We start from the raw sequence: 23,177 nt of genomic DNA, 5'->3' as shown, positions 1-23,177 counted from the left end.
CAGGGTAAGTTGTTGTTATTGAGTTATATATCGTCTTGAGGTAATTGGCTTTATTTTTTGGTCTGAATATTGTAATGAATATCCTGATAAAACAAATTTGAAGAGTATGAAAAAGATTTTACTTTCATTAGGAGCAGCATTTTTATTGGCTGCAGGAGCACAAGCCCAAACATCTTGGGGAGCAAAAGCAGGTTTAAACTTTCCGAAGCTAAACGCTTCCGGAAATGGTGTGACGGAATCAACTGATGCCTCTACTAATTTTTATGTTACCGGTTATGCTAGTATTCCGGCGGCTGCTAATTTCGCGATCCAACCGGGGTTGTCATTGCAAGGTAAAGGCGGAAAGATTGATGATGTGAAAACCAATCTGATGTATTTAGAAGTTCCTGTAAATGCGGTATATTATATTCCTACGGGATATACGGGTTCTGTATTTATTGGTGCCGGACCTTATGCAGCATTAGGGCTTTCCGGAAAAGTAAAAGGAGGAGGACAATCCTATGATATTAATTTCGGTTCAGCAGACGATGAAGTTAATCGCTTCGATTGGGGATTTAACTTTTTAGCTGGATACAAGTTAACTAATGGTTTTTTAGTTAACGCAGGCTATGGGTTAGGTCTTGGAAATTTGAATAATGTAGGAAGCGGTAATCTTAGAAATGGCGTGTTCTCTGCTGGAGTAGGTTTTGAGTTCTAATAGGAACAAGAATTCTCGAAGAAGGCTATCATTAAGATAGCCTTTTTTGTTATATTTGTTTTTATTAATTTATAATTTATGAAGAGAATATTATCATTTGTGGCTGTTGTATTGTGTGGTATAACCGCTGCTACTGCGCAAACTTCTTATGGATTGAAAGCCGGCGTTAATCTTGCTAAATATAAAGCGAGTGGTGGAAATATTACGTTTACATCGGATACGAGAACATCATTTTATGTGACTGGTTATGCAGATATAACAGTGGCGAATAATTTCAGTATTCAACCTGGGGTTTCGTTTCAAGGCAAAGGTGGTACGGTATCAGGTGAGTTTGTTGGGGTCAATGAGAAAGTAAAGGAAGACTTAATGTATATTGAAATTCCTGTAAATGCTGTATATTATATTCCGACCGGAGAGGTAGGAAAGTTATTTTTTGGTGCTGGTCCGTACGCTGGTTTGGGGGTTCGTGTAAAAACGTCTGCTGGTAACATTAGTGAAAGTGGAAGTTTTGATGATGCCGGACTCAATGTTTTTGATGCCGGACTTAATTTTTTAGGTGGGTACAAATTGAACAATGGTTTTTTGATTAATGTCGGTTATGGATTGGGGTTGACTAATATGATGAAAGATCTTGAAGGAGCTGCTGTTAAAAACCGTATATGGTCTATTGGTGTAGGCTATCAATTCTAAGAAAGGAAATTATTTCAAAAAAAATAGGCTGTCCAAAACGGACAGCCTATTTTTGTTTAACTGAAATCTATCACACTTTGATTTCCACTTCAACGCCTGAAGGCAATTCAAGTTTCATCAACGCATCAACAGTTTTAGAGTTGGAAGAATAGATATCCAACAATCTTTTGTACGCACACAATTGGAATTGCTCACGTGCTTTTTTGTTAACGTGTGGTGAACGTAAAACTGTATAGATTTTTTTCTCTGTAGGCAGTGGAATAGGACCGCTGACAACTGCACCTGTAGGTTTTACTGTTTTTACGATTTTCTCAGCCGACTTGTCTACCAAGTTGTAATCGTAAGATTTCAATTTAATTCTGATTCTTTGGCTCATTTTTATGTATTTAAATATGACCACTGATTAGAGCTATTCACAACCAGTGATCGGTAAATTATTCTTAGTCTTCGATAGATTTGATCTTACCTTTAGATTTCGCGATTACATCGTCTTGTACGTTACGAGGTGCTTCTGCATAGTGGTCAAACTCCATGGTAGAAGTTGCACGACCAGAAGTAATCGTCCGCAATTGCGTTACATAACCAAACATCTCCGAAAGAGGTACGTGCGCTTTGATAACTTGTGCACCACCACGTGTATCCAAACCTTGCATCTGACCACGACGACGGTTCAAGTCACCCATGACATCACCCATGTTTTCTTCCGGAGTCAATACTTCGACCTTCATGATAGGCTCCATCAATACAGGAGAACATTTAGGTAAAGCATTACGGTATGCCATTTTCGCCGCCAATTCGAATGATAGCGAGTCGGAGTCGACCGCGTGGAAGGAACCATCGATCAAACGAACTTTCATGCCTGAAAGTGGATAACCTGCCAATACACCATTACTCATAGATACGTCAAATCCTTTCTGTACCGAAGGAATGTATTCTTTTGGAATAGCACCACCCACGATTTCGTTTACGAATTGAAGCGGTGATTTTGATAGATCGTAGTCCTCGTCAGCCGGAGAAACAACCACTTTGATGTCCGCGAACTTACCGCGACCACCGGATTGTTTTTTGTACACTTCGCGGTGTTCTGTTGTTCCGTTGATAGACTCTTTGTAAGCCACCTGTGGAGCACCTTGGTTCACTTCAACTTTGAACTCACGTCTTAAACGGTCGATCAAAATATCCAAGTGAAGCTCACCCATACCAGAGATAACTGTTTGACCAGTTTCTTCATCTGATTTTACAACGAATGTAGGGTCTTCTTCTGCTAGTTTACCTAATGCGATACCTAATTTATCCACGTCAGCTTGTGTTTTCGGCTCAATTGCCAAACCGATTACAGGCTCAGGGAATACCATAGATTCTAGAACGATAGGGTTCTTTTCATCACAAAGCGTATCACCTGTTTTAATATCTTTAAAACCAACTACGGCACCGATATCGCCCGCACTGATACGCTCGATAGGGTTTTGTTTGTTGGCGTGCATTTGGAAGATACGGGAAATACGTTCTCTGTTACCAGAACGAGTGTTCAAAACATAAGAACCTGCTTCCAATATACCGGAGTATGCACGAATAAAGCATAGACGACCAACAAATGGGTCGGTAGCGATCTTAAATCCTAAAGCTGCGAAAGGTTCAGATTCAGATGGTTTACGCTCGATTTCGTTTTCGTTGCGCGGGTCAGTACCTTTAACCGCTTCGATATCTAATGGAGAAGGTAATAATTCCATCACCAAATCAAGCATGGTTTGTACACCTTTATTTTTGAAAGATGAACCACATACCATAGGAACGATCGCGTTATCTAATACCGCTTTACGCAAAGCATCAAGGATTTCGCGTTCAGTCAATGAATTCGGATCATCGAAGAATTTCTCCATCAATGATTCGTCGTAAGAAGCGACAGCCTCCAATAATTTCTCACGGTATTCTGCCACCTCGTCAACCATATCGTCTGGGATAGGAACTTCTGTAAAGGTCATCCCTTTATCTTCTTTGTTCCACACCATTCCGCGGTTGTTGATCAAGTCAACTACACCTTCGAAATCATCTTCCGCACCGATAGGCAATTGCAATGCAACAGCGTCAGAACCTAACATTTCTTTTACTTGTTTTACAACTTTCAAGAAATCAGCTCCTGAACGATCCATTTTATTTACGAAACCGATACGAGGTACTTTATAGCCATCAGCTAAACGCCAGTTCGTTTCTGATTGTGGTTCAACACCGTCAACTGCAGAGAACAAGAATACCAATCCATCCAATACACGCAATGAACGGTTTACCTCTACGGTAAAGTCCACGTGGCCAGGCGTGTCGATAACGTTTACTTGATATTTCTTGTTGCGATAGTTCCAGAATACAGTAACAGCAGCAGAAGTAATCGTGATACCACGCTCTTGCTCTTGTGCCATCCAGTCAGTTGTAGCAGAACCTTCGTGAGTTTCTCCTAATTTGTGGTTAACACCAGAGTAAAATAAAATACGTTCTGTTGTTGTTGTTTTACCAGCATCGATGTGTGCAGCGATACCAATATTTCTTACTAAACTTAAATCTTTTGCCATTTTGTTTTTAAATGAAATCACACAGATCAAAAAAGGATTACACAGACTTCAATAATATCCATCTGTGTAATCCCTTATAGCTGTGTAATCAATTTCATGATATTAGAATCTGAAGTGTGAAAACGCTTTGTTTGCTTCTGCCATTTTGTGCGTATCTTCTTTCTTCTTCACAGCAGCACCTTCGCCTTTAGAAGCGGAAATGATTTCTCCTGCTAGTTTTTCACGCATGGTTTTTTCACCGCGTTTGCGAGAGTAGGAAATTAACCATTTCATACCCAAAGCGATTTTACGCTCTGGACGTACCTCCATAGGAACTTGGAAGTTGGCACCACCCACACGACGAGATTTAACCTCTACAGCAGGCATTACGTTGTTCAACGCTTTTTTCCAAGTCTCTAAACCGTTCTCTTGTGTTTTTTGTTCTACTATTTCTACTGCATCGTAAAAGATGGAATAAGCGATAGATTTCTTACCGTCTACCATCATGTTGTTTACGAAACGTGTTACCTGAACGTCATTAAACTTTGGATCAGGTAAAATGATTCTCTTTTTTGGTTTTGATTTTCTCATTTTCTTTTCCTCCGTTTAATTATTTTTTACCTTTTGCCGGAGCTGCAGCTTGTCCTGGTTTAGGACGCTTAGTTCCGTATTTAGAACGACGTTGGTTACGACCGTTAACACCAGAAGTATCCAAAGCACCACGGATAATGTGGTAACGAACACCTGGTAAGTCCTTCACCCGACCGCCACGGATTAACACGATAGAGTGCTCTTGTAAGTTGTGTCCTTCACCAGGGATGTAAGCATTCACCTCTTTACCATTGGTAAGACGTACACGAGCGACTTTACGCATTGCTGAGTTTGGTTTTTTAGGGGTAGTCGTGTATACACGCGTACACACACCTCTTCGCTGTGGACATGAGTCCAACGCTGGAGACTTACTCTTGTCTTCCAGAGCTACTCTACCTTTTCTAACTAATTGCTGAATAGTAGGCATTTACCTGTTTTTGTTTTTAATTTGTTAAAATTAATTTTTTAAAGTCCGCAAAGATAATGATTCTGGTTTGAATATTAAATAGTTGATACATAAAATTTTATTGCCACAAGCAAGATTGTCTTCTATTTCATCTGATGCCGAACTTTCTCCAGCACTACAGCATGATTCACCTGTTCATTCTCTGCCCCATACAGCAGGGTTAGGTTTTGTTTTTTACGAAGTTCTGCAAATTTTTTGTTTGATTCATCATACAAAAGATTTACATAGGTCGGTTTTTTTATACACTTAAAGAGACTTCGTATAAGAATAAACTACCATTGTATATAACGATAGCTTTTTTATGCCGGCACCTCGAAAAACTAGTGATCCTTAACATAATTTTTACATAATCTATACATTAAATACAAAATAAGATAACACGGTAATATAGAGTTAACAATTTGTTAATATCTGTTATTCATTTTTGTACCGATGAAACAGATGCCAATAAAATTGTTTTCACTGGTAGGGTTCGTTGTCATAGGGCTATGTATTTCGTGCAGTAATGGCAGCAACGCTATAAAAATGAAAGGTTCAGACACGGAGGTTAATCTTGCGGTTAACCTTGCTGAGAAGTTCACGGAACAAGATCCTAATTTTAGTATTGCCATTTCCGGCGGTGGATCAGGACTGGGTATAACCTCTCTTTTAAACGGGCAGGCAGATATTGCGAATTCTTCCAGACCACTTTCCGAAGAGGAGCAGCGACAATTCAGCGAAAAAAATATTATGCTCAAGACCGTCATTTTTGCGGAAGACGCTACTGCTTTCGTCGTTCACAAAGATCTGCCAATAGAAGAAGTAACGGTAGAAGTGTTAGGCAAAATTTTAAGTGGTAATATTACAAACTGGTCCGAATTGATTGATGCAAATTATCCGATTAACATTTATGGCCGTCAGAGTAGTTCAGGTACGCACTCATTTATCAAGAAGAAGCTGGCTATCGAATTTTCGAATGCAGCTAAAGAAATGACCGGGAATGCACAAATTATCGAGGGTGTTAAAGCTGATAGGACAGGAATCGGATATGTAGGAGCAGGCTATGTCGCTGACGACCCTGTGTCTCAGGGTATCAAAGTATTAAAGATCATTGAAAAAGAAGGAGAAAAGGCTATTTCGCCATTAGATGATGAGGCGATTAATCAGCGGATCTATTTTTTTCAACGCCCGTTATACCAATTCGTATTGGCAGAATCTTGGGAGAAGGTTCGTCCGTTTATTGCATTTGAAAGGAGCGCCACAGGTAGAAAGCTCATCGAAGATCATGGATATTATATATTAAATAATCAACAGGATGAAATATAGAACCCGTTTATCCCTAGATATTCTTTTCAAGGTAGTGTTTAAAGGAACTGGACTTTTAGTTTTGGCGCTATTAGGGGGGATTTTGGCTATGTTGGTCTACAACTCCTTTTCGTTTTTTATGGATGTAAAACCGTTAGACTTCATTACTGGTATGGAATGGAGCCCGACAGCAGCAATTCCAAAGTATGGCATGTTGCCTTTAGTGATGAGTACAACGATCGTAACCTTTGGTGCAATGTTGATTGCTATTCCGCTTGGAATAGGTACGGCTGCTTATATTGCAGAATACGCCTCGCCACGTGTAAAAAATTTGTTGAAACCTGCTATTGAAATGCTGGCGGCAGTTCCTTCTGTTGTCATTGGTTTCTTAGGCATTGTTGTCGTCAGTCCGGGTATTGCAAACTTAGCTGATCTTTCTAACGGTTTGAATGCGTTAAATGGTGCTATTTTGCTGGCCGTTATGGCGCTGCCTACCATTATCACGATAGCGGAAGACGCTATACACGCTGTTCCGAAAACATACAAAGAAGCAAGTTACGCAGTAGGAGCGACCAAATGGCAAACCCTGCGTAAAGTAATTATTCCGGCAGCTGCACCGGGCATCATTGCTGCTATCATGTTGGGTGTCGGTAGAGCTATTGGGGAGACCATGACCGTTTTGATGGCAACTGGAAATGCCTCTATTTTACCGACGAGTATGTTCGACTCTGTCAAGACCATGACAGCAACAATCGCCATAGAAATGGGAGAGGTTCCGTATCAAACCACACATTATTTTGCCCTTTACGCTATCGCTACCGTGTTATTTTTAATGACATTGGCCGCGAATATGTTGGGCGAATATTTTATTAACCGTTTTAGGAAATACCATGCTGTTTAAATCGTCTAAACTATCCACCGTCATAGAATGGGGGACATTATTGATAAGCACCGTCTTGGTGTGCTTCTTTTTGATCGTTGTCATTTGGGAAATTGTTTCCAAAGGAGCGGGGCAATTGTCTTGGGATTTTGTTACGAAGGTTCCTAGTGAAGGGATGACTAAAGGCGGAATTTTGACACCTATTATCGGTACGGTCATGTTAACTATTCTTACGGCGTTGTTCGCCATTCCGTTTGGTGTGTGTTGTGCTATATATCTCAACGAATATGCGGAAGATAACTGGTTAACACGGACAATCCGGGCTTCTATCCGTAATCTTTCGGGTGTTCCGTCTATCATTTATGGGTTATTTGGATTAGCCTTATTTGTGCAGGCGCTCCAATTGGGAACCTCGTTGCTTGCTGCGGGGCTTACATTGGGGTTGCTTTCCTTACCTTATATTATTACTACGACGGAGGAAGCGTTGATGCGCATCCCGAATAGTACGCGCGAAGCTGCATTGGCTGTGGGTGCAACAAAATTTGAAACGATTAAAGATGTGGTATTGCCTTCTGCTATGCCAGGCATACTGACCGGCGTCGTACTTACGCTGTCGCGAGCTGCGGGAGAAACTGCGCCGATCCTTTTTACGGGCGCGGCATTCTATATCAATAGCTCTAGTGGATATTTGAACCAAGAATTTATGGCATTACCCTATCATCTCTACATGCTTTCCACACAGCATCAATCCATTGAGGAGGTAAGGCCTATCGCCTATGGAACAGCACTAGTATTAATTATTGTTGTGTTTTTTATGAATTTAACAGCCTTCTATATCCGTTTTAAGTATAGAAAAAATGCAACGGAGATGTAAAATAGTATGAATATGAAAACGAAGTTATCTGCTAAAAATCTTAATATAAGTTTCGGGGCCAAAGAGGTGCTGAAAAATATCGATATTCAATTTGTAGAACATGAAATAACCGCACTAATTGGTCCTTCAGGCTGTGGAAAGAGTACTTTACTGCGTTCTTTTAACAGGATGCATGATCTCTCCCCTGATGCCAAAATAACAGGCACACTGCAGTTGGAGGATCTTGATCTATACGCCAAATCCGTTCCGGTTACACAAATCCGTAAGCGGATCGGTATGGTTTTTCAGAAAGCGAATCCTTTTCCCAAAAGTATCTATGAGAATATTGCCTATGGATTGCGTATCAATAACCTTCCGTGTGACAAATCTATTGTGGAGAAAGCCTTGCGGGAAGCTTTTCTATGGGAGGAAGTTAAAAATGATTTGAAAATGCCTGCCACGCGTCTATCCGGAGGGCAACAACAGCGTTTATGTATTGCCAGAGCTGTGGCTTTAAGACCGGAAGTGATTCTTATGGATGAACCCTGTTCAGCACTTGACCCTGTCAGTACGTTGAAAATTGAAGAATTGATTGTATACCTCAAAAAGAAATATACCATTGTGATTGTGACGCACAATATGCAGCAAGCACAGCGTATAGCAGACAAAACCGTATTCTTGTATCTAGGAGAAATCAAAGAAGAAGGGCCTACCCAGAAGATTTTTGGATCTCCGGAAAATGAAATGACGGCCAATTATATTCATGGTCAGTTTGGATAGATTAGACTCGGCTTAACATTTGTACAGAAACACCCCTCAAACTATTGATTTATAATTTTGTTATAGGTTATAAATCGATAGTAATGGACTTAAAATCTAATGAGCCATTCTGGCTAATTAAAAATGGTGTGATCAAAAGTTACCCATCGTTAAAGGAAAATATTTCATGTGATGTTTTGGTTGTTGGTGGAGGAATAACGGGTAGTTTGATTGCCCATCAATGCGTACAGGATGGTTTTAGGACAGTGATGATTGATAAGCGAGAAATTGCAAATGGAAGCTCATCTGCCACAACTTCCATGCTCCAATATGAAATTGATACACCTTTGTACAAACTAATTGAAATGGTTGGCCCAAAAGGTGCTGTCGCGAGCTACAAAGCATGTTCTCGTGCTATAGACCAACTGGGCGAAATCGCGCATAAAATAAAATCCAAAGCAGGCTTTATAAAGAAGGATTCACTTTATTTTGCAGCATTAAAAAAGGATGTGGCGTGGCTAACCCAGGAATTTGAAGCCCGAAAGAAAGTGGGGTTTGACGTGCAATGGATGACGGAGAGTGACATATGCAAAAACTATAGTTTACAAAAAGCTTACGGAGGAATATTATCTAAACAAGGGGCTAGCATAGATGCCTTCTTATTTGTTCACGAGCTTCTAAGCTATAATACAAAAAAGGGCCTGGAAGTATACGATAAAACAGAGCTCGCTATGGTAAAACATCATGCCCGCCATAATGAGATAGTTCTAGCGACGGGAATCAAAATCAAATGTAAAAGGATAGTGTACTGTGTAGGGTATGAAAGTGCAACCATGATCAAGGAGAAGTTTGTTGATCTTATCAGTACGTATGCCATCGTTTCGGAGATGATGCCGAAGGAAAGTAAACGTTATCAGGATCTATTGTTATGGAATACCGCGGCGCCTTATCATTATATGCGGACGACGGATGATGACAGAATGCTTATAGGCGGTGAAGATGAGGAATTTCGGAATCCCTCAAAACGGGATGCATTAATAGCTCAAAAAGGGCAGAAACTACGCAAATCATTTGAAAAATACTTGCCTCATGTCCCTTTTTATACGGATTTTGCATGGGCAGGTACTTTTGGTCAAACCAAGGACGGGTTACCTTATATCGGTGTTCATCCAGATTTTAAAAATTCTTATTTCGTGTTAGGATTTGGTGGCAATGGTATTACTTTTTCTATTACAGGAATGGAGATGGTCTCCAATTGGCTGAAAGGGAAGAAGCATGCATTGACAGCTTATTTCGCTTTTGGGAGGTAATTACATATGATCTATTACCTCTTCTAACGGTCGTCGGAATTTTGGTTTGAGCGTAGGCTGGTTAAAATCTGCTACATCTCTATGACCTATCGCAGCCGCGAATAACGCCGTATATCCATCATATTTCAATATTTCGTTGTACTTGTCCGGTTGGATGCCTTCCATAGGTGTTGAATCAATGCCCATGCTTGCGCAGCCTGCTAGGAAAAAGCCCAACGAAAGGTAAACTTGGTGCTGCATCCAATTTCTGATGCCGGCTTCGCCTAGTGGTTTTACGAGTTGGTGATAATAATTTACCGCAGCTTCTGGTAATTGCGAGAGGTTCTCGTTCTCAAATTTTTCTACGTTGTCAATTGCACTGAATACAACCAAATGACTCGCCTGATTGATTTTTTCCAAATTGTGGTAGGATACGGCTGCTAGCTCACTTTTGACTTTTGTATCGGAGATAATCGTAAATTTCCACGGCTGACTATTGATGGAGGAAGGGCTTAACCGCAAGATTTGCGTTAATTGTTGAACGATATCTTCTGATAATTTCTCGTTTGGATTATATTTTTTTGTGCTATATCTGTTTTTGGCAATATCTAAAAAATGCATATCTTGAAATTTGCTTGTTCTTTATTTTTTACAATTGCAAAACTAAATATTCTATAGTTTAGAATCGGAGTTTCGAATGTTCGAATAATGTAATTTCTAAATTATATATAATTTTACTTTGATAAAAGTTCTATATGCTTCAGCTTCTAAAATACACGAGAAAAGATTTTGACGACTATTATTCTATAGTGGCGGATGATCAGGTCATGAAATACATTACCGGAAACGGGATGTCGAAAAAACAAGCAAGAGAAAAATTCACTTCTATCATGCAGATTAACGAAGAGGAGAACTTATTGGGATATTTTAAAGTTATAGATCATAATCATGGACTGATTGGAGATTGTAAACTTGTAAGATACAAATACGACCGTTCGATGTTAGAAATAGGATATCTTTTGAAATATGCCTATTGGAGAAAGGGCTTCGGAACAAAAATATGTAAAAAACTTTTGGGAAAATCTGCAGAAATAGCACCTAAAGATAATATTATCGGGGTTATAGACCCCGATAATGTTGCCTCGAAACGACTTTTAGAAAAATTTGGATTCAAAAGCTGTTTTATAGGAGAGGAAAACGACATTCCTACAGAAAAATTTATTCTTTGCAGATAATCGGTAGAAAATATATTATTCCGTAAATTCTTTTGTACAACTATTATACACTTGTTTTATATCACTGACATTGCCAAAATTATTAAAATCTACCTTTTTATTTCCGCAGGTGTAGCCGGAAGAGGGCGGAACGGTGTTGCAGTTGGGGCACATGGTCATCGTAAAATAGACTAGCTCATTTTTATATAAACCAGAATATAGATTTACTTCCATAGCATCTTTTTTTGTACATTTTAATTCTGCTTTATACAATTCTTTCATACGTACAACACATTCCGAAGTGTCGGTTGGAGCTTCATCTTTTGTACAGGCGGTAACTATCAGTAAAATAGCTGTTAAAAATAGATAGCATCTTTTCATATTATATGGGTTTCTAAACTAAACGTATAATATCTTTTTTTGCTACATCATAGTTGTGCGATTAAATGACGATTTACCTTTTGATTATAGATATAAGAAACTGCAAGTATAGCTCCGATGATAATCGGCAATAAAATGAAGCCGATGTTACCATCTACTACTATATGGCTTAGGGCGGCAAAAATTAAATTAAAAGTCAGGCCTGCATATGCCCATTCTCTTATTTTGGGGTGTAAACTAGGAATAACCAGCGCAGTTGCTCCCAATACTTTACAGACCATAAGTGCGTATGCGAAATAATCAGGATACCCTAACGGTTTTGTACCGACATTGAATTGATCGGGGACAAAAATGACTGAACTAAGGGGCATAACAGCTTCAAACAAGAAAATAAAAATTGTTGCCGACCAAAAGATGATTTTATCTCTTTTCATATTATTCTTTTTCTGCTAAGCTAAAAGCAATTTGGGGAATAATACTTTGCATAGGGCAAGAAATAACCGCTTCCTTTATGATACTAACGTAAAATCAATCTGTCTTTTTTCCAGATCTACCTTCTTTACTTTGATGCGTACCTCGTCACCCAATTGATACTTCTTTTTCTTCCGTTGGCCGATGATAGCATAGTTTTTTTCGTCCAGTGTATAGAAATCGTCCGTAATATCCCGTAGCCGTACCATGCCTTCGCATTTATTTTCCTGGATTTCTACATACATACCCCATTCCGTGACGCCTGATACGATCCCGGTGTATTCTACGCCAATCTGGTCTTCCAGAAACTCGGCTTGCTTGTATTTAATAGAGGCACGTTCGGCTTCAGCAGCTCTTTTTTCCATTTGCGAGGAATGCTCCGCCATTTTTTCATAATGCTCCGCGTTGATTTTCTTGCCACCGTCTAAATAGAATTGTAACAATCGGTGTACCATCACATCGGGATAACGACGGATAGGGGAGGTGAAATGGGTATAATAATCGAAAGCAAGTCCATAATGGCTCGTGCTTTTGGTGGTATAAATAGCTTTTGCCATAGAACGGATGGCCAGTGTCGTTAACAGGTTCTGCTCTCGCTCTCCCTCGATTTTTGTCAGGAGGGCGTTTAATGATTTAGCGGCCTCTTTATCGGTTTTGATCGTGAGTTTGTGTCCAAATCGCAAAGCAAATTGTGAAAAAGTCGTCAACGTTTCTGGGTTCGGGGTATCATGGAACCGATAGACGAACGTCAGCTTATTTTTGCCTTTTCCCTGCTTTCCGATATATTCGGCAACCTTTCGGTTGGCAAGCAACATAAAATCTTCTATAAGCTTATGAGCGTCCTTCCGCTCCTTGGTATAAACACCTAAGGGCTTCCCTTTTTCATCCAAGTGGAATTTTACCTCTTCACTTTCGAAGCTGATGGCCCCATTTTTAAACTTACGCTCTCGTAAGATGTGGGCGAGTTCGTTCAGTTTAAGGATTTCGGGTGCGTGGTCTCCTTGTTTTGTTTCAATAACGTCTTGCGCTTCCTCATAGCTAAAACGGCGATTGGATTTGATGACCGTACGGCCGAACCATTGGTCTAAGATAGTTGCTTTGTCGTTCATTTCGAATACAGCCGAAAAGCACAGCTTGTCCTCATGTGGTCGCAATGAACAGACACCATTTGACAAACGTTCAGGAAGCATGGGGATAACACGATCAACCAAATATACGGAAGTACCCCGTTCAAAAGCTTCCTTATCTAATAACGAATCTGGGTGTACATAATGGGAAACATCGGCAATATGTATTCCCACTTCGTAATTTCCATTATCCAGCGTTTGGAATGAAATAGCATCATCAAAATCCTTTGCGTCAAAAGGGTCTATCGTGAACGTAAGTATATCACGAAAATCACGCCTTTTCTTTATCTCGTCAGTGGGTATTTGCTCTGGAATGGCATTTGCCTCCGCTTCCACCGCGGGAGGAAAAGATAATGGAAAGCCGAAATCCGCAAGGATAGCATTCATTTCCGTATCGTTCTCTCCTTTTTTACCTAAAATGCTTTTGACCTTTCCGATCGGATTTTTAGCATTCTTCGGCCACTCGATAATAGAGACAACGACTTTTTCTCCATGTTGTGCCCCGTTTAAATTGTCTAGCGGAACGAATATATCATGAATCATCTTTCTGTCGTCGGGGAGGAAAAATGCATATGATTTAGCGATGTCTATCGTACCGGTAAAATCCGTTTTCGCGCGTTGGATAATCTCCACGACTTCCCCTTCTCGCTTCCGACCTTTTCTACGTTCGTAAACGTGTACTTTGACGATGTCATTATGGAGCGCTTGCCTCAGTTTCCGAGGAGCAATATGGATGTCATTTTCAAGTTCATCTTCTGGAACAATATAGGCCGAACCATCAGCTGTCATATCAACCTTGCCTTGGATGTAAACATTCAACTGACGTAACTTAAACTTGCCTCGTTCTACTTGCAGGAATTTGCCGGATTTGGATTCGTCAGAAAGAATCTCCGCAATCGCATTTTTTGATTCTGTATCGCTAAGGTTGAGTTTGGCGGCTACCTGTTTATAGTTAGAAGGGGTGTTGTTTGATTTTTCAAATATATCTACGATAAGGTGTGTTAGAACTTCTTTGTATGTGTTCTCTTTTTTTTGTCTCATATGTTTCAAATTATGGCTTGATACCTACTCTTCCTATTGTTGGAATTTGGCAAGAGGGAAGAAGATACCCGCCTTCCAATGGAGCGAGCGCCAATGTTTTATTTATATAAACTAAGATACATAAAAAATGTTCTTTACGTCTGCCAAAAAAATAAGTGTTTGTTTCATTTTTATGAAAGTGTTTTTATAGTTTATTTTACCTTTGTTAATATGTTGATTATGTTGTTTTTATTATTTCTTTTGATAAATAATAGTTTATATGATGACTGTTTTCTAGTAAATAGATGAGGATTGGTGTAAGAAAGTCGATTTTTTGAGGCGCTGAATAAATATATTTAGTTGTATTTTTAATTTCATTTATCTGTTGTAAATATTTTGAAATGAGTGTTTTATGTATTTTTTGTTAAAATTTATGAAAATTATTTTTAGGGTTTTAATTGGTGTTTTTTGATAAAAAAATGCTTTCTGAATGCAGAAAGCAGTTTGCTTAAAAAATGTATTTCGCAAGAATATTTAGTTCTCTTTTTGGCAATTTGCACACAATCCGACAGCATTTATCGCAAGAGAATGTAGTGCAAAATGGGGCGGTAAAGTAATCTTCGGAAGGCTTACTTCGTTAAGGCAATATACACTGTTGCAGATAGAACAAATGAAGTGAACATGTTGGTCGTGATGATGGTTTTCGGTACAGTTGGAACTACACATTGCATAGGTGGCTGTCCCATTTAAATCAAAGATTTTATGTACAATTCCCTTTTCTTCGAAGCTCGATAAAATGCGATATAGGGTTACTCGATCAATGTCCTTTCCCACTATTTTTTCTAAGTCCGGTTGGGATATGGCTGCTTCTTTGTGCGTTATTTCTTCTAAAACACGCAATCTTGGGGAGGTTACTTTTAACCCATTTTCCCGTAGAAGTTCCGTGAAGTCTTTGTTTTTTTCTGTTTTTTCATTCGTCATGATAGGTGTAAATTTACGGATTTTTTTTAACACCTATCGTTTATCCGACGGGAGATAGGATATCCGATTTCTACCGTTATGTTGTACGGATTTCGACTTTAATCTTCTCGGTGGACAATCGAATAGGATCGAGACGGCTGTTTGTGTATGGAAGTGGAGATAGTGTTTTAACACCATTCCTAAAATATTGAATGAAGTATTTTCCTTCATATCCTTGTTGTTCTAGATAGGTCACCATAGTATCCATATCTTCAACAGATAGCAGATTGGCATGCCAGGTGGTCCGCACTTCAAAAGGAATAGCTTTTTTTTGTAAAACTGTCAAGCTGTTTGCAAAGGAAGCAAACGTATCGGATAAGGTAATATTACGATGCTTTTGGCCAATTCCTTTGAAGTCTAGCGCGACATAATCAAGCAAACCCTCTTGCCACAATTGTTCTAGAATATAGGGTTGGCTACCATTGGTGTCCACTTTTATCCGATAGCCCAGTTCTTTAGCTATGCGGGCAAGTGGTATTAAGCTGGGATGTAGGGTACATTCGCCACCGCTGAAGACGACTCCTTGTAATAACGATTTACGAGATTGCAGAAAATCCCGGGCATTTTCAACAGAGAGTTTACCCTTTCCCAAGACGATATCCGGATTATAGCAGTACAGGCAACGCATATTGCAGCCTGCAAACCAAAGAATGCAGGCTGGATGATCTGGATAATCCAGTAATGTGAAAGGTGTAATACTGTAAATGGGTTTAATCATGCTGCTCTTTAAAATGCTTGCGCTGACGATGCTCTCCTTTTTTACCAATGTTAAAGCTTTCAACTGGTCTGTGATATCCCATAACGCGGGTATAGACTAGGCATTTACTGCGTTTTTGTTGGTTTTGCTGCAAAATCAACAATTCTTTTTCGGTGTTGTGTGTCATGTGTATTATATATGTTGATGGTTAGAAATAATCATGTCATCGCATTGTGGACAATATTCGTGTTCACCTGTAAGGTAGCCGTGTACCGGACAGATGCTGAATACTGGTGTAACCGTGATGTACGGAAGTTTGAAGTTAGAAATTACGGTATGTACAAACGCTCGACACGCTTCCGGCGAGCTGATGCGTTCGTTCATGTAGAGGTGGAGTACCGTACCCCCCGTGTATTTACATTGGAGCTGGTCCTGTAGTAGAAGGGCTTCAAAGGGATCTTCTGTATAGTCCACTGGAATTTGGGAGCTGTTCGTATAATAGATATGTTTACCTGCTCCGGCTTGAAGAATCGCTGGAAATCTTTTTTTATCTTCCTTTGCGAAGCGATAGGTTGTCCCTTCAGCAGGAGTGGCTTCCAAGTTATAAAGATTTCCGGTCTCTTCTTGAAATAAGCGAAGGCGCCGACGTATATGTTCCAGGAGATCGGAAGCAAAAGCTATTCCCCAATCGCTCACGATATTCTCGCCGTCGCCACTAAAATTACGGATCATTTCGTTCATACCATTGACACCAATGGTCGAAAAATGGTTACGAAAATGGCTTAGATAGCGTTTGGTATAAGGAAATAAACCGTTATCATATAGCTCTTGGATAAACTTTCGCTTTTTTTCTAAGGTAGACTTTGCTACCAATAATAGTTGATCAAGACGTTCATATAATTTCTCTTTCTGGTGAGCATAGAGATAACCTAACCTTGCCATGTTGATGGTAACTACGCCAATGCTTCCCGTCATCTCCGCACTTCCGAATAGCCCGTTTCCTCGTCTGAGGAGTTCGCGTAGGTCTAATTGTAAACGACAGCACATGCTGCGCACGGCGTTCGGCTTATAGGCTTCGGGGTTCTCGACTTTCTGTCCATTGGCATCAATAATATATTGGCTACCCATAAAATTTTGGAAATAGGAGGATCCGATCTTTGCTGTATTTTCGAAAAGCAAATAGGCGTTCTCGCTATGCCAATCAAAATCTTCCGTGATGTTAACGGTAGGGATAGGGAAGGTGAAAGGTTGTCCATTGGCATCTCCTTCGGTCATCACAGTATAGTACGCTTTATTGATCATGTCCATTTCTGTCTGAAAATGCCGGTAACAAAGATCTTCCAGACGTGTCACACCACGTTTTTGGGCAAGATTGGTGAGTTGTTGGCTCCGAACATTCGCAAAAAGATGTTGTCCTGCTCTAGTGGGGATCTGCTCTCTTAAATCTTCCGGCACATTCCAATCCAACGTGATGTTAGTAAATGGCGATTGTCCCCACCGTGCGGGTACGTTGAGGTTATACACAAAGCTGCGTACCGCTTTTAGTACATCACGGTAAGCCAGTTGATCTTTAAAAACATAAGGAGCGAGGTAGGTGTCAAAAGAACTAAAGGCCTGTGCTCCCGCCCATTCACTTTGGAGGATGCCGAGAAAATTCGCCATCTGCCCCAATGCTTCACGAAAATGAGAGGGAGGTCGGCTCTCCACACGTCCCCGCACACCGTTAAACCCCTCATCAAGTAGTGCCCGCAGGCTCCAGCCTGCACAATAGCCGGTTAGGCAATCTAGATCATGAATATGGATGTCACCATTGCGGTGTGCATAGCCTTCCTCTTTATTATAAATTTTATCTAGCCAATAGTTCGCAATAATTTTTCCCGCAGTATTGTTAATCAAGCCTGCATTGGAATAGGAGGTGTTCGCGTTTGCGTTAATGCGCCAATCTCTTTGTCGGATGTATTCTTCTACAGTTTGACTGCTGTCTACATAAGTCGTATCCTCATTAAACTGGTCAACGTGTTCCCGCTGCAACTTGCGTGTATGCCTATAGAGCATGAAGGATTTCATGACATCAAAATAGCCGAGCTCATAAAACTGCCTTTCAATGATATTCTGTATATCTTCGACGGCCCATACTTCTTGTTCGCGCAAGTTCGTTAATACCCGCTCGAATACGCGATCATCGATAGGATAAGATACGCTTTGAAAACCTTTCTGGATAGCGTCCTGTATTTTATAGATTTCCAAGAGCGCATAAACTCCATTTCGCTTGATCACATATTTTTCCATAACTGTTGTTTTGTCTAAGAATGCGGAGCTCCTCTATTTAGTCGGCGCTTCTAAACAAATTTAAGATGGAAATTAGGGTTGTTTTATGACCGGAAACATAAAGCGTTAAAAAAATAAAAAAGCCTCTCCAAATGATATCTGAAGAGGCTTTTTCTGCGGAAATAAATCCTTCTTATTTTCCTGCCGCTTTCGCGTGGTCGGCTAAAAATTGTGCCAATCCACTATCGGTTAATGGATGCTTTAATAGAGAAAGGATAACAGATAATGGCCCTGTCATCACATCCGCTCCAATCTTGGCGCATCCCAATAAATGTGCACTATGGCGTACGGAAGCCGCTAAGATTTCGGTTTTAAAACCGTAATTGTCATAAATAAGGCGGATTTCTTCGATCAATCCTAAACCATCTACAGAAATATCGTCCAATCGTCCAACAAATGGAGATACGTATGTTGCCCCTGCTTTTGCCGCTAATAAGGCCTGACCTGCAGAGAAAACAAGCGTACAATTGGTTTTGATGCCTTTTTGGCTGAAATATTTGATAGCTTTAACGCCATCTTTAATCATGGGAACTTTCACCACAATTTTAGGGTTTAAAGCAGCCAGTGCCTCACCTTCTTTGATGATATTGTCATAGTCGGTAGAGATAACTTCTGCACTTACATCGCCATCTACAATATCGCAGATAGCTTTATAGTGATTAATTACATTCTCTTCGCCACTGATGCCCTCTTTCGCCATAAGGCTGGGATTCGTAGTTACGCCGTCCAATACACCGAGATCCTGTGCTTCTTTGATCTGTGCTAAGTTCGCGGTATCGATAAAAAATTTCATGTTTTATTAGATTGTTTATAGTGATTTAAAATATTTTAAAACATAATATACCTAAGTATGTTACAAAAGTAATTATATTATTCTCAATCTGGGAAGGTTTAGTCAAAACATTTTTTTGCCGTTAATGGATATATTCAGATCGCTTTCTTATCCTAATTTTCGATTACACGTCATAGGTCAGGCGATATCGCTTTTAGGTACTTGGATGCAGCGGATTGCTATTAGTTGGATGGTTTATGAAATGACGAACTCTGTTTTTTGGTTAGGTTTCGTACAATTTATCGCCTTGTTGCCTTCCTTGATTCTTTCTCCCTTTGTCGGTTCGTTTGTCGATAAACATCAGAAATACAAATTGGTTTTTCTCACGCAGATCGGGTTAATGATACAAGCTGGTGTGTTGACTTTGGTCGTAGGACTGCAGTTGCAGACCGTTTTTATCCTTTCTATGTTGGGATTTATACAGGGTGTCATCAACGCTTTCGATGTACTTAGCCGTCAATCCTTAATGATATCACTCGTAGATAATAAACGAGATTTACCCAATGCCATAGCATTAAATTCTTCCATCTTCAATGCCGCGAGGATGGTGGGGCCTGCTATTGGTGGTATTTTATTAACCAAATATGGCGAGTTTGTATGTTTTGGCATCAACTTTATCAGTTTTGTACCTGTTATTATATGTTTGCTTCTGATGCGTGTGAAAGAAGATCCATCAAAGCTTATCAAGGAAAGCAATTGGCGAGCACTTATAGAGGGGTTCAGCTATTTGCGACGTTCACCACATATTGCATCATTGATTATTGTATTGGTGTTTTCGAGTTTGTTGGTTATCCCTTACACATCTCTATTGCCCGCAGTGGCTAAGGATCTTTTTAGAGGGGATGAATCTACGTTCTCTTGGTTTGAAAGTGCCGCTGGTTTTGGTGCGATGATCGGAGCCATCAATATGGCAAGGTTAAAAACCGGTGAAAATCTGCGATATCGCGTGTTATTTTCTGCTTTTTTAATGGGGGCAGCGCTTTGTTTATTAGCATTTGCTCGTATTCTACCTCTTGCTTTACTATTTACTATGATAGTTGCGTTTGCTATGATGATGCAAAATTCTTCTATTAATACGTATATCCAGACACATGCAGTTCCCAGCTATCGCGCTAGGGTAATAGGCTATTATGTGATGGCTTTTCAGGGTGTTGCGCCGATTGGAACCCTCTTGGTAGGAGCAATGGCCGAATATATTGGAATCAAGAGTACGCTCTATGTGATGGGAACAGCCGGTATTATTATTGCGTTAGGTTTTTATACCTATTTGCGGTTACACATTCACCGGCGATTGTTCAAGAAAATATAACAGGTCTCCATCAATACAGCAACGATGGTGCTTTATTTTTAAATCGATAACCTAGACCTAACATCAAATAGTTAGGTTCGTGAAAGTCTTTTAGATTGTAGCCAATATGTAAGAATGAATTTTTGGTAGTTGCAATCTTCAGTGCAAATGTTTGATAAGTACCCCGAAGATCTCCACCTTTGTGCATTATATTGCCGCCCAAACCGACACCGATGGTAAAAATCGGCATGATATATTCAGCCCTCGCGGATAGGCCCACGGCCAGCTGTTTATCTAAAGATGGTTTAAAGAACTTTTCTTCCATGGTAGCCGAGAAATAATTCTTGGTGTAAACATTGGCACTGCCATCGTATACCGCGTCGAGTGAAATGCCTGCTCGAAACCTATAGCTTATATTGTACATTGGGCCAAAATACATGCCTAAAACAGGATATTGATGTGGTGAAGCGACAGGTTGCCCCATAACGTCGACTCCTTTCCGACGCCATGAGCCGAAAAGAACTAAATCATAGTTAATATGTTTGGGATACGATGTGCGTAAAGAGTCAGGGATTTTGGTATGTTTTGTGAAGGGTTCTCGTTTTTTAAAATCATATAAAATACCCATTTTTAACCCTAGCATATTGAGCCCTGCATTTGGAAAATTTGTATTGCCATTTGAGAAATGCGTAAAGTCTAAACCAGTTGCCAGATCGGTATGTGGTGTTAATCTCCATCGCACATATAGGCCTGCATTCAGATAGGCATTGGCTTTGGAACCAATTGCGATATTATAAGGGTTGTGTACAAAATGATGTGGTTTCCAACCAGTAGATAAGCCAAAATTCCATTCATAATCTAGGGCTGTGTTTAGGCTTAGTTGCGTGATATTGGAACGTTGGAAAAAATATACCGTTTTAGGATTACCTAATTCCCGTCGGTTACCAAAGTTATAAAATGACACGCCTATTCCTTGATAGGTATGTGCATAAATTCTATCTCCTAATGATCCATTTGGGAATCGAAAGGCGTATTTTATGTGTCCAGATAACGCATTTCGAATAGGTTTTCGTTGATTGTTAAATCCGGAATAAAAAGGAACATTCGGTAATATATAGCCTGGGCGAAGTTCGAGTCCCAAATGGTGGACAAATCGTCCGGCACCATTCAGCTGATACACGGTATCAACCGAGAGTGTATCTAGTCCGAACGCTAATGTGCCTATTGGAACAGCAAGGAGAAGGCTGCACGAACATAATGCTTGGAGGAACGCCGATTTTATACCAATAAACATACACTAGCTCAACTTACTTTTCGATCTCGTAAGATCAAAAGTTGTTTCCGATAGTCAATTCGAGCAGCATAGGAAAATAGAATATCTCCTCCCAATACCCCGATAACGGGAGGGAGATTCATTTGCTGATAGGCATAATTCACTGCGCTCAGGTCGAGTACTGCCGTTATAAATTTTTTTATTTTCCAGTTGCCTATTGCGAAAGTAGGCAATTCGAGAATAAAACTTTCCATAGAATTTGTGCCTAAGCCGGTCGAGATAATATTAGTGTTCTCTATTTTTTCTTCCGGAATACCGGATTGCAGGAGTGTGGTTTTATCGAGAACGGTTTTTGATGCCCCAGTATCCAACACCATTTTAAAAGGTTGGTCAAATAAACAAACATCAATCAATATATGGTAACCATCACCTTGTAGCTCCAATATTTCTAACGGAATTTTTTGCATGGGCTAAACTTAGGAAATATAAAAATAAAACCCATGCAAAAAAGCGTGTTATATGATATTACTATCTTTCAATACTTGGTTCATATTTCTTACGGCATTTGCGCTATTTTTAAACAAGGCTTTCTCCTCTTCCGATAGTTCCAATGGAACGATGCGATCCCAACCCTTTTTATTGACAATGACCGGCACGCCAATATTAATGTCTTCCTCGCCATATTCACCCTCTAAGAATACAGACGCCGTAAATAACCTGTTTTGATCACGTACGATACTTTCTACCATGGCAGCTGTTGCCGCTCCGGGCGCGTACCAGGCCGAAGTACCGATTAAAGCAGTAAGTGTCGCTCCGCCCACCATTGTTTTTTTTACGATATCGTCTTGCTCTTCTGGTGTAAGGAAGCTATTTACAGGAATACTGTTCCACGTAGCTTGATGTATCAAAGGAATCATTGTCGTATCGCCGTGTCCACCTATAACAATGGCATTTAGATCGTTTGCAGAAGCTTGTAGCTTTTGGGAAATCTGGTATTTGAAGCGTGCGGAATCCAAGGCTCCGCCCATCCCTATAATTCGGTTTTTAGGCAATCCGCTCGATTTTAATGCGAGATAAGTCATTGTATCCATGGGGTTGGACACGATAAGAATAATGATATCGGGTGAATGTTTTACCAAGTTATCGACAACAGACTTGACAATATCGGCATTCGTTCCGATAAGTTCCTCACGTGTCATTCCCGGTTTTCTGGGAATACCGGAAGTAATAACAGCCACTGTTGAACCTGCCGTTTGTGTATAATCGTTGGTGACTCCTTTTATGGTAGAATCAAATCCGAGAAGAGCGGCTGTCTGCATCATATCTTGTGCTTTGCCTTCTGCTACACCTTCTTTGATATCCAAGAGCACAATTTCTTCTGCAATATTTCTTCGTACAAGGTTGTCGGCTGTGGTAGCACCCACAGCTCCAGCTCCAATAACCGTGATTTTAGTCTGCATATTTTTCTCCTTTG

At 40.1% G+C, this 23,177-nt stretch carries 25 protein-coding genes; 9 read left to right on the top strand and 16 right to left on the bottom strand.

Features of this window, described 5'->3' with window-relative positions:
• The first annotated feature begins 106 nt into the window (after positions 1-106).
• Together EWE74_RS08265 and EWE74_RS08260 are read left to right on the top strand one after the other, a co-directional pair.
• Positions 107-697 carry a porin family protein gene (locus tag EWE74_RS08265; RefSeq protein ID WP_130140992.1) on the top strand — a complete coding sequence of 197 codons (591 nt, stop codon included), beginning with the start codon at positions 107-109 and terminating at the stop codon, positions 695-697.
• Between the two features lie 78 nt (positions 698-775).
• Positions 776-1,387, top strand: a complete 612-nt coding sequence (locus EWE74_RS08260; RefSeq protein ID WP_130140991.1) for a porin family protein — start codon at positions 776-778, stop codon at positions 1,385-1,387.
• Between the two features lie 70 nt (positions 1,388-1,457).
• Here EWE74_RS08260 and rpsJ read toward each other — a convergent pair whose 3' ends face one another.
• The 4 genes from rpsJ to rpsL all read right to left on the bottom strand — a co-directional run bounded on the left by rpsJ (position 1,458) and on the right by rpsL (position 4,948).
• Positions 1,458-1,763: a 30S ribosomal protein S10 gene (gene rpsJ / locus EWE74_RS08255; protein ID WP_002993539.1), complete on the bottom strand. Its 306-nt coding sequence runs from the start codon at positions 1,761-1,763 to the stop codon at positions 1,458-1,460.
• Positions 1,764-1,827: 64 nt separating this feature from the next.
• Entirely contained in the window at positions 1,828-3,951 is a 2,124-nt protein-coding gene (gene fusA / locus EWE74_RS08250) for an elongation factor G (RefSeq protein ID WP_130140990.1), read from the bottom strand.
• Between the two features lie 102 nt (positions 3,952-4,053).
• Positions 4,054-4,521 carry a 30S ribosomal protein S7 gene (gene rpsG, locus EWE74_RS08245; protein WP_105724787.1) on the bottom strand — a complete coding sequence of 156 codons (468 nt, stop codon included), beginning with the start codon at positions 4,519-4,521 and terminating at the stop codon, positions 4,054-4,056.
• A 19-nt stretch (positions 4,522-4,540) separates the two neighbouring features.
• Positions 4,541-4,948: a 30S ribosomal protein S12 gene (rpsL, locus tag EWE74_RS08240; RefSeq protein ID WP_130140989.1), complete on the bottom strand. Its 408-nt coding sequence runs from the start codon at positions 4,946-4,948 to the stop codon at positions 4,541-4,543.
• Between the two features lie 564 nt (positions 4,949-5,512).
• On the opposite strand from rpsL, the gene EWE74_RS08235 reads away from it, so the two are divergent.
• The 5 genes from EWE74_RS08235 to EWE74_RS08215 all read left to right on the top strand — a co-directional run bounded on the left by EWE74_RS08235 (position 5,513) and on the right by EWE74_RS08215 (position 10,073).
• Positions 5,513-6,292: a substrate-binding domain-containing protein gene (locus EWE74_RS08235; protein WP_239018586.1), complete on the top strand. Its 780-nt coding sequence runs from the start codon at positions 5,513-5,515 to the stop codon at positions 6,290-6,292.
• A complete protein-coding gene (pstC, locus tag EWE74_RS08230) occupies positions 6,282-7,172 on the top strand; it encodes a phosphate ABC transporter permease subunit PstC (RefSeq protein ID WP_130140987.1) in 891 nt (296 codons plus the stop codon). The genes EWE74_RS08235 and pstC overlap by 11 nt, the downstream gene beginning before the upstream one ends.
• Complete coding sequence (pstA, locus tag EWE74_RS08225; RefSeq protein ID WP_130140986.1) at positions 7,162-8,025, top strand: phosphate ABC transporter permease PstA; 864 nt, start codon at positions 7,162-7,164, stop codon at positions 8,023-8,025. Before pstC ends, pstA begins: the two co-directional genes overlap by 11 nt.
• A gap of 12 nt (positions 8,026-8,037) precedes the next feature.
• Entirely contained in the window at positions 8,038-8,784 is a 747-nt protein-coding gene (gene pstB / locus EWE74_RS08220; protein ID WP_130140985.1) for a phosphate ABC transporter ATP-binding protein PstB, read from the top strand.
• Between the two features lie 83 nt (positions 8,785-8,867).
• Entirely contained in the window at positions 8,868-10,073 is a 1,206-nt protein-coding gene (locus EWE74_RS08215) for an NAD(P)/FAD-dependent oxidoreductase (RefSeq protein WP_130140984.1), read from the top strand.
• Here EWE74_RS08215 and EWE74_RS08210 read toward each other — a convergent pair whose 3' ends face one another.
• Positions 10,074-10,673: an NAD(P)H-dependent oxidoreductase gene (locus EWE74_RS08210; RefSeq protein ID WP_130140983.1), complete on the bottom strand. Its 600-nt coding sequence runs from the start codon at positions 10,671-10,673 to the stop codon at positions 10,074-10,076. It abuts the gene before it with no gap.
• Positions 10,674-10,807: 134 nt separating this feature from the next.
• Here EWE74_RS08210 and EWE74_RS08205 point away from each other — a divergent pair, with 134 nt between their 5' ends.
• Entirely contained in the window at positions 10,808-11,287 is a 480-nt protein-coding gene (locus tag EWE74_RS08205) for a GNAT family N-acetyltransferase (RefSeq protein WP_130140982.1), read from the top strand.
• 15 nt (positions 11,288-11,302) lie between these two features.
• On the opposite strand, the gene EWE74_RS08200 is transcribed toward EWE74_RS08205, so the two are convergent.
• The 8 genes from EWE74_RS08200 to fsa form a co-directional block, all read right to left on the bottom strand.
• Entirely contained in the window at positions 11,303-11,647 is a 345-nt protein-coding gene (locus EWE74_RS08200; protein ID WP_130140981.1) for a hypothetical protein, read from the bottom strand.
• Positions 11,648-11,694: 47 nt separating this feature from the next.
• Positions 11,695-12,081, bottom strand: coding sequence for a DoxX family protein (locus EWE74_RS08195; RefSeq protein ID WP_130140980.1), 387 nt, complete (start codon positions 12,079-12,081; stop codon positions 11,695-11,697).
• A gap of 75 nt (positions 12,082-12,156) precedes the next feature.
• Positions 12,157-14,286 (bottom strand): ribonuclease R, encoded by a 2,130-nt coding sequence (gene rnr, locus EWE74_RS08190; RefSeq protein ID WP_130140979.1) that lies wholly within the window; start codon positions 14,284-14,286, stop codon positions 12,157-12,159.
• Between the two features lie 513 nt (positions 14,287-14,799).
• The gene (locus EWE74_RS08185) at positions 14,800-15,246 is read right to left on the bottom strand and encodes a Fur family transcriptional regulator (RefSeq protein WP_130141174.1); all 447 of its coding nucleotides are present in this window, start codon (positions 15,244-15,246) and stop codon (positions 14,800-14,802) included.
• 76 nt (positions 15,247-15,322) lie between these two features.
• Positions 15,323-16,003, bottom strand: a complete 681-nt coding sequence (locus tag EWE74_RS08180) for an anaerobic ribonucleoside-triphosphate reductase activating protein (RefSeq protein ID WP_130140978.1) — start codon at positions 16,001-16,003, stop codon at positions 15,323-15,325.
• On the bottom strand, positions 15,996-16,169 hold the full coding sequence (nrdD, locus tag EWE74_RS21430) for an anaerobic ribonucleoside-triphosphate reductase (RefSeq protein WP_130140977.1): 174 nt from the start codon (positions 16,167-16,169) through the stop codon (positions 15,996-15,998). The genes EWE74_RS08180 and nrdD overlap by 8 nt, the downstream gene beginning before the upstream one ends.
• Before the next feature lie 5 nt (positions 16,170-16,174).
• Positions 16,175-18,271 (bottom strand): ribonucleoside triphosphate reductase, encoded by a 2,097-nt coding sequence (locus EWE74_RS08170; protein ID WP_130140976.1) that lies wholly within the window; start codon positions 18,269-18,271, stop codon positions 16,175-16,177.
• Between the two features lie 172 nt (positions 18,272-18,443).
• Positions 18,444-19,103, bottom strand: a complete 660-nt coding sequence (gene fsa / locus EWE74_RS08165) for a fructose-6-phosphate aldolase (RefSeq protein ID WP_130140975.1) — start codon at positions 19,101-19,103, stop codon at positions 18,444-18,446.
• Positions 19,104-19,227: 124 nt separating this feature from the next.
• On the opposite strand from fsa, the gene EWE74_RS08160 reads away from it, so the two are divergent.
• A complete protein-coding gene (locus tag EWE74_RS08160) occupies positions 19,228-20,451 on the top strand; it encodes an MFS transporter (RefSeq protein ID WP_130140974.1) in 1,224 nt (407 codons plus the stop codon).
• A gap of 10 nt (positions 20,452-20,461) precedes the next feature.
• Here the strand turns inward: EWE74_RS08160 and EWE74_RS08155 are convergent, their stop codons facing one another.
• The 3 genes from EWE74_RS08155 to EWE74_RS08145 are packed head-to-tail and all read right to left on the bottom strand — an operon-like array spanning position 20,462 to position 23,163.
• Positions 20,462-21,724: an acyloxyacyl hydrolase gene (locus EWE74_RS08155; RefSeq protein ID WP_130140973.1), complete on the bottom strand. Its 1,263-nt coding sequence runs from the start codon at positions 21,722-21,724 to the stop codon at positions 20,462-20,464.
• An 8-nt stretch (positions 21,725-21,732) separates the two neighbouring features.
• The gene (locus EWE74_RS08150; RefSeq protein WP_130140972.1) at positions 21,733-22,170 is read right to left on the bottom strand and encodes a retropepsin-like aspartic protease; all 438 of its coding nucleotides are present in this window, start codon (positions 22,168-22,170) and stop codon (positions 21,733-21,735) included.
• Positions 22,171-22,218: 48 nt separating this feature from the next.
• Positions 22,219-23,163 carry a malate dehydrogenase gene (locus EWE74_RS08145; protein WP_130140971.1) on the bottom strand — a complete coding sequence of 315 codons (945 nt, stop codon included), beginning with the start codon at positions 23,161-23,163 and terminating at the stop codon, positions 22,219-22,221.
• Positions 23,164-23,177: the final 14 nt, after the last annotated feature.

Origin of the sequence: Sphingobacterium corticibacterium, assembly GCF_004208525.1 — a bacterium.
GTDB lineage: Bacteria > Bacteroidota > Bacteroidia > Sphingobacteriales > Sphingobacteriaceae > Sphingobacterium > Sphingobacterium corticibacterium.
Note: the sequence above shows the minus strand (reverse complement) of the source record. Positions and strands in the feature narration are given on the sequence as shown.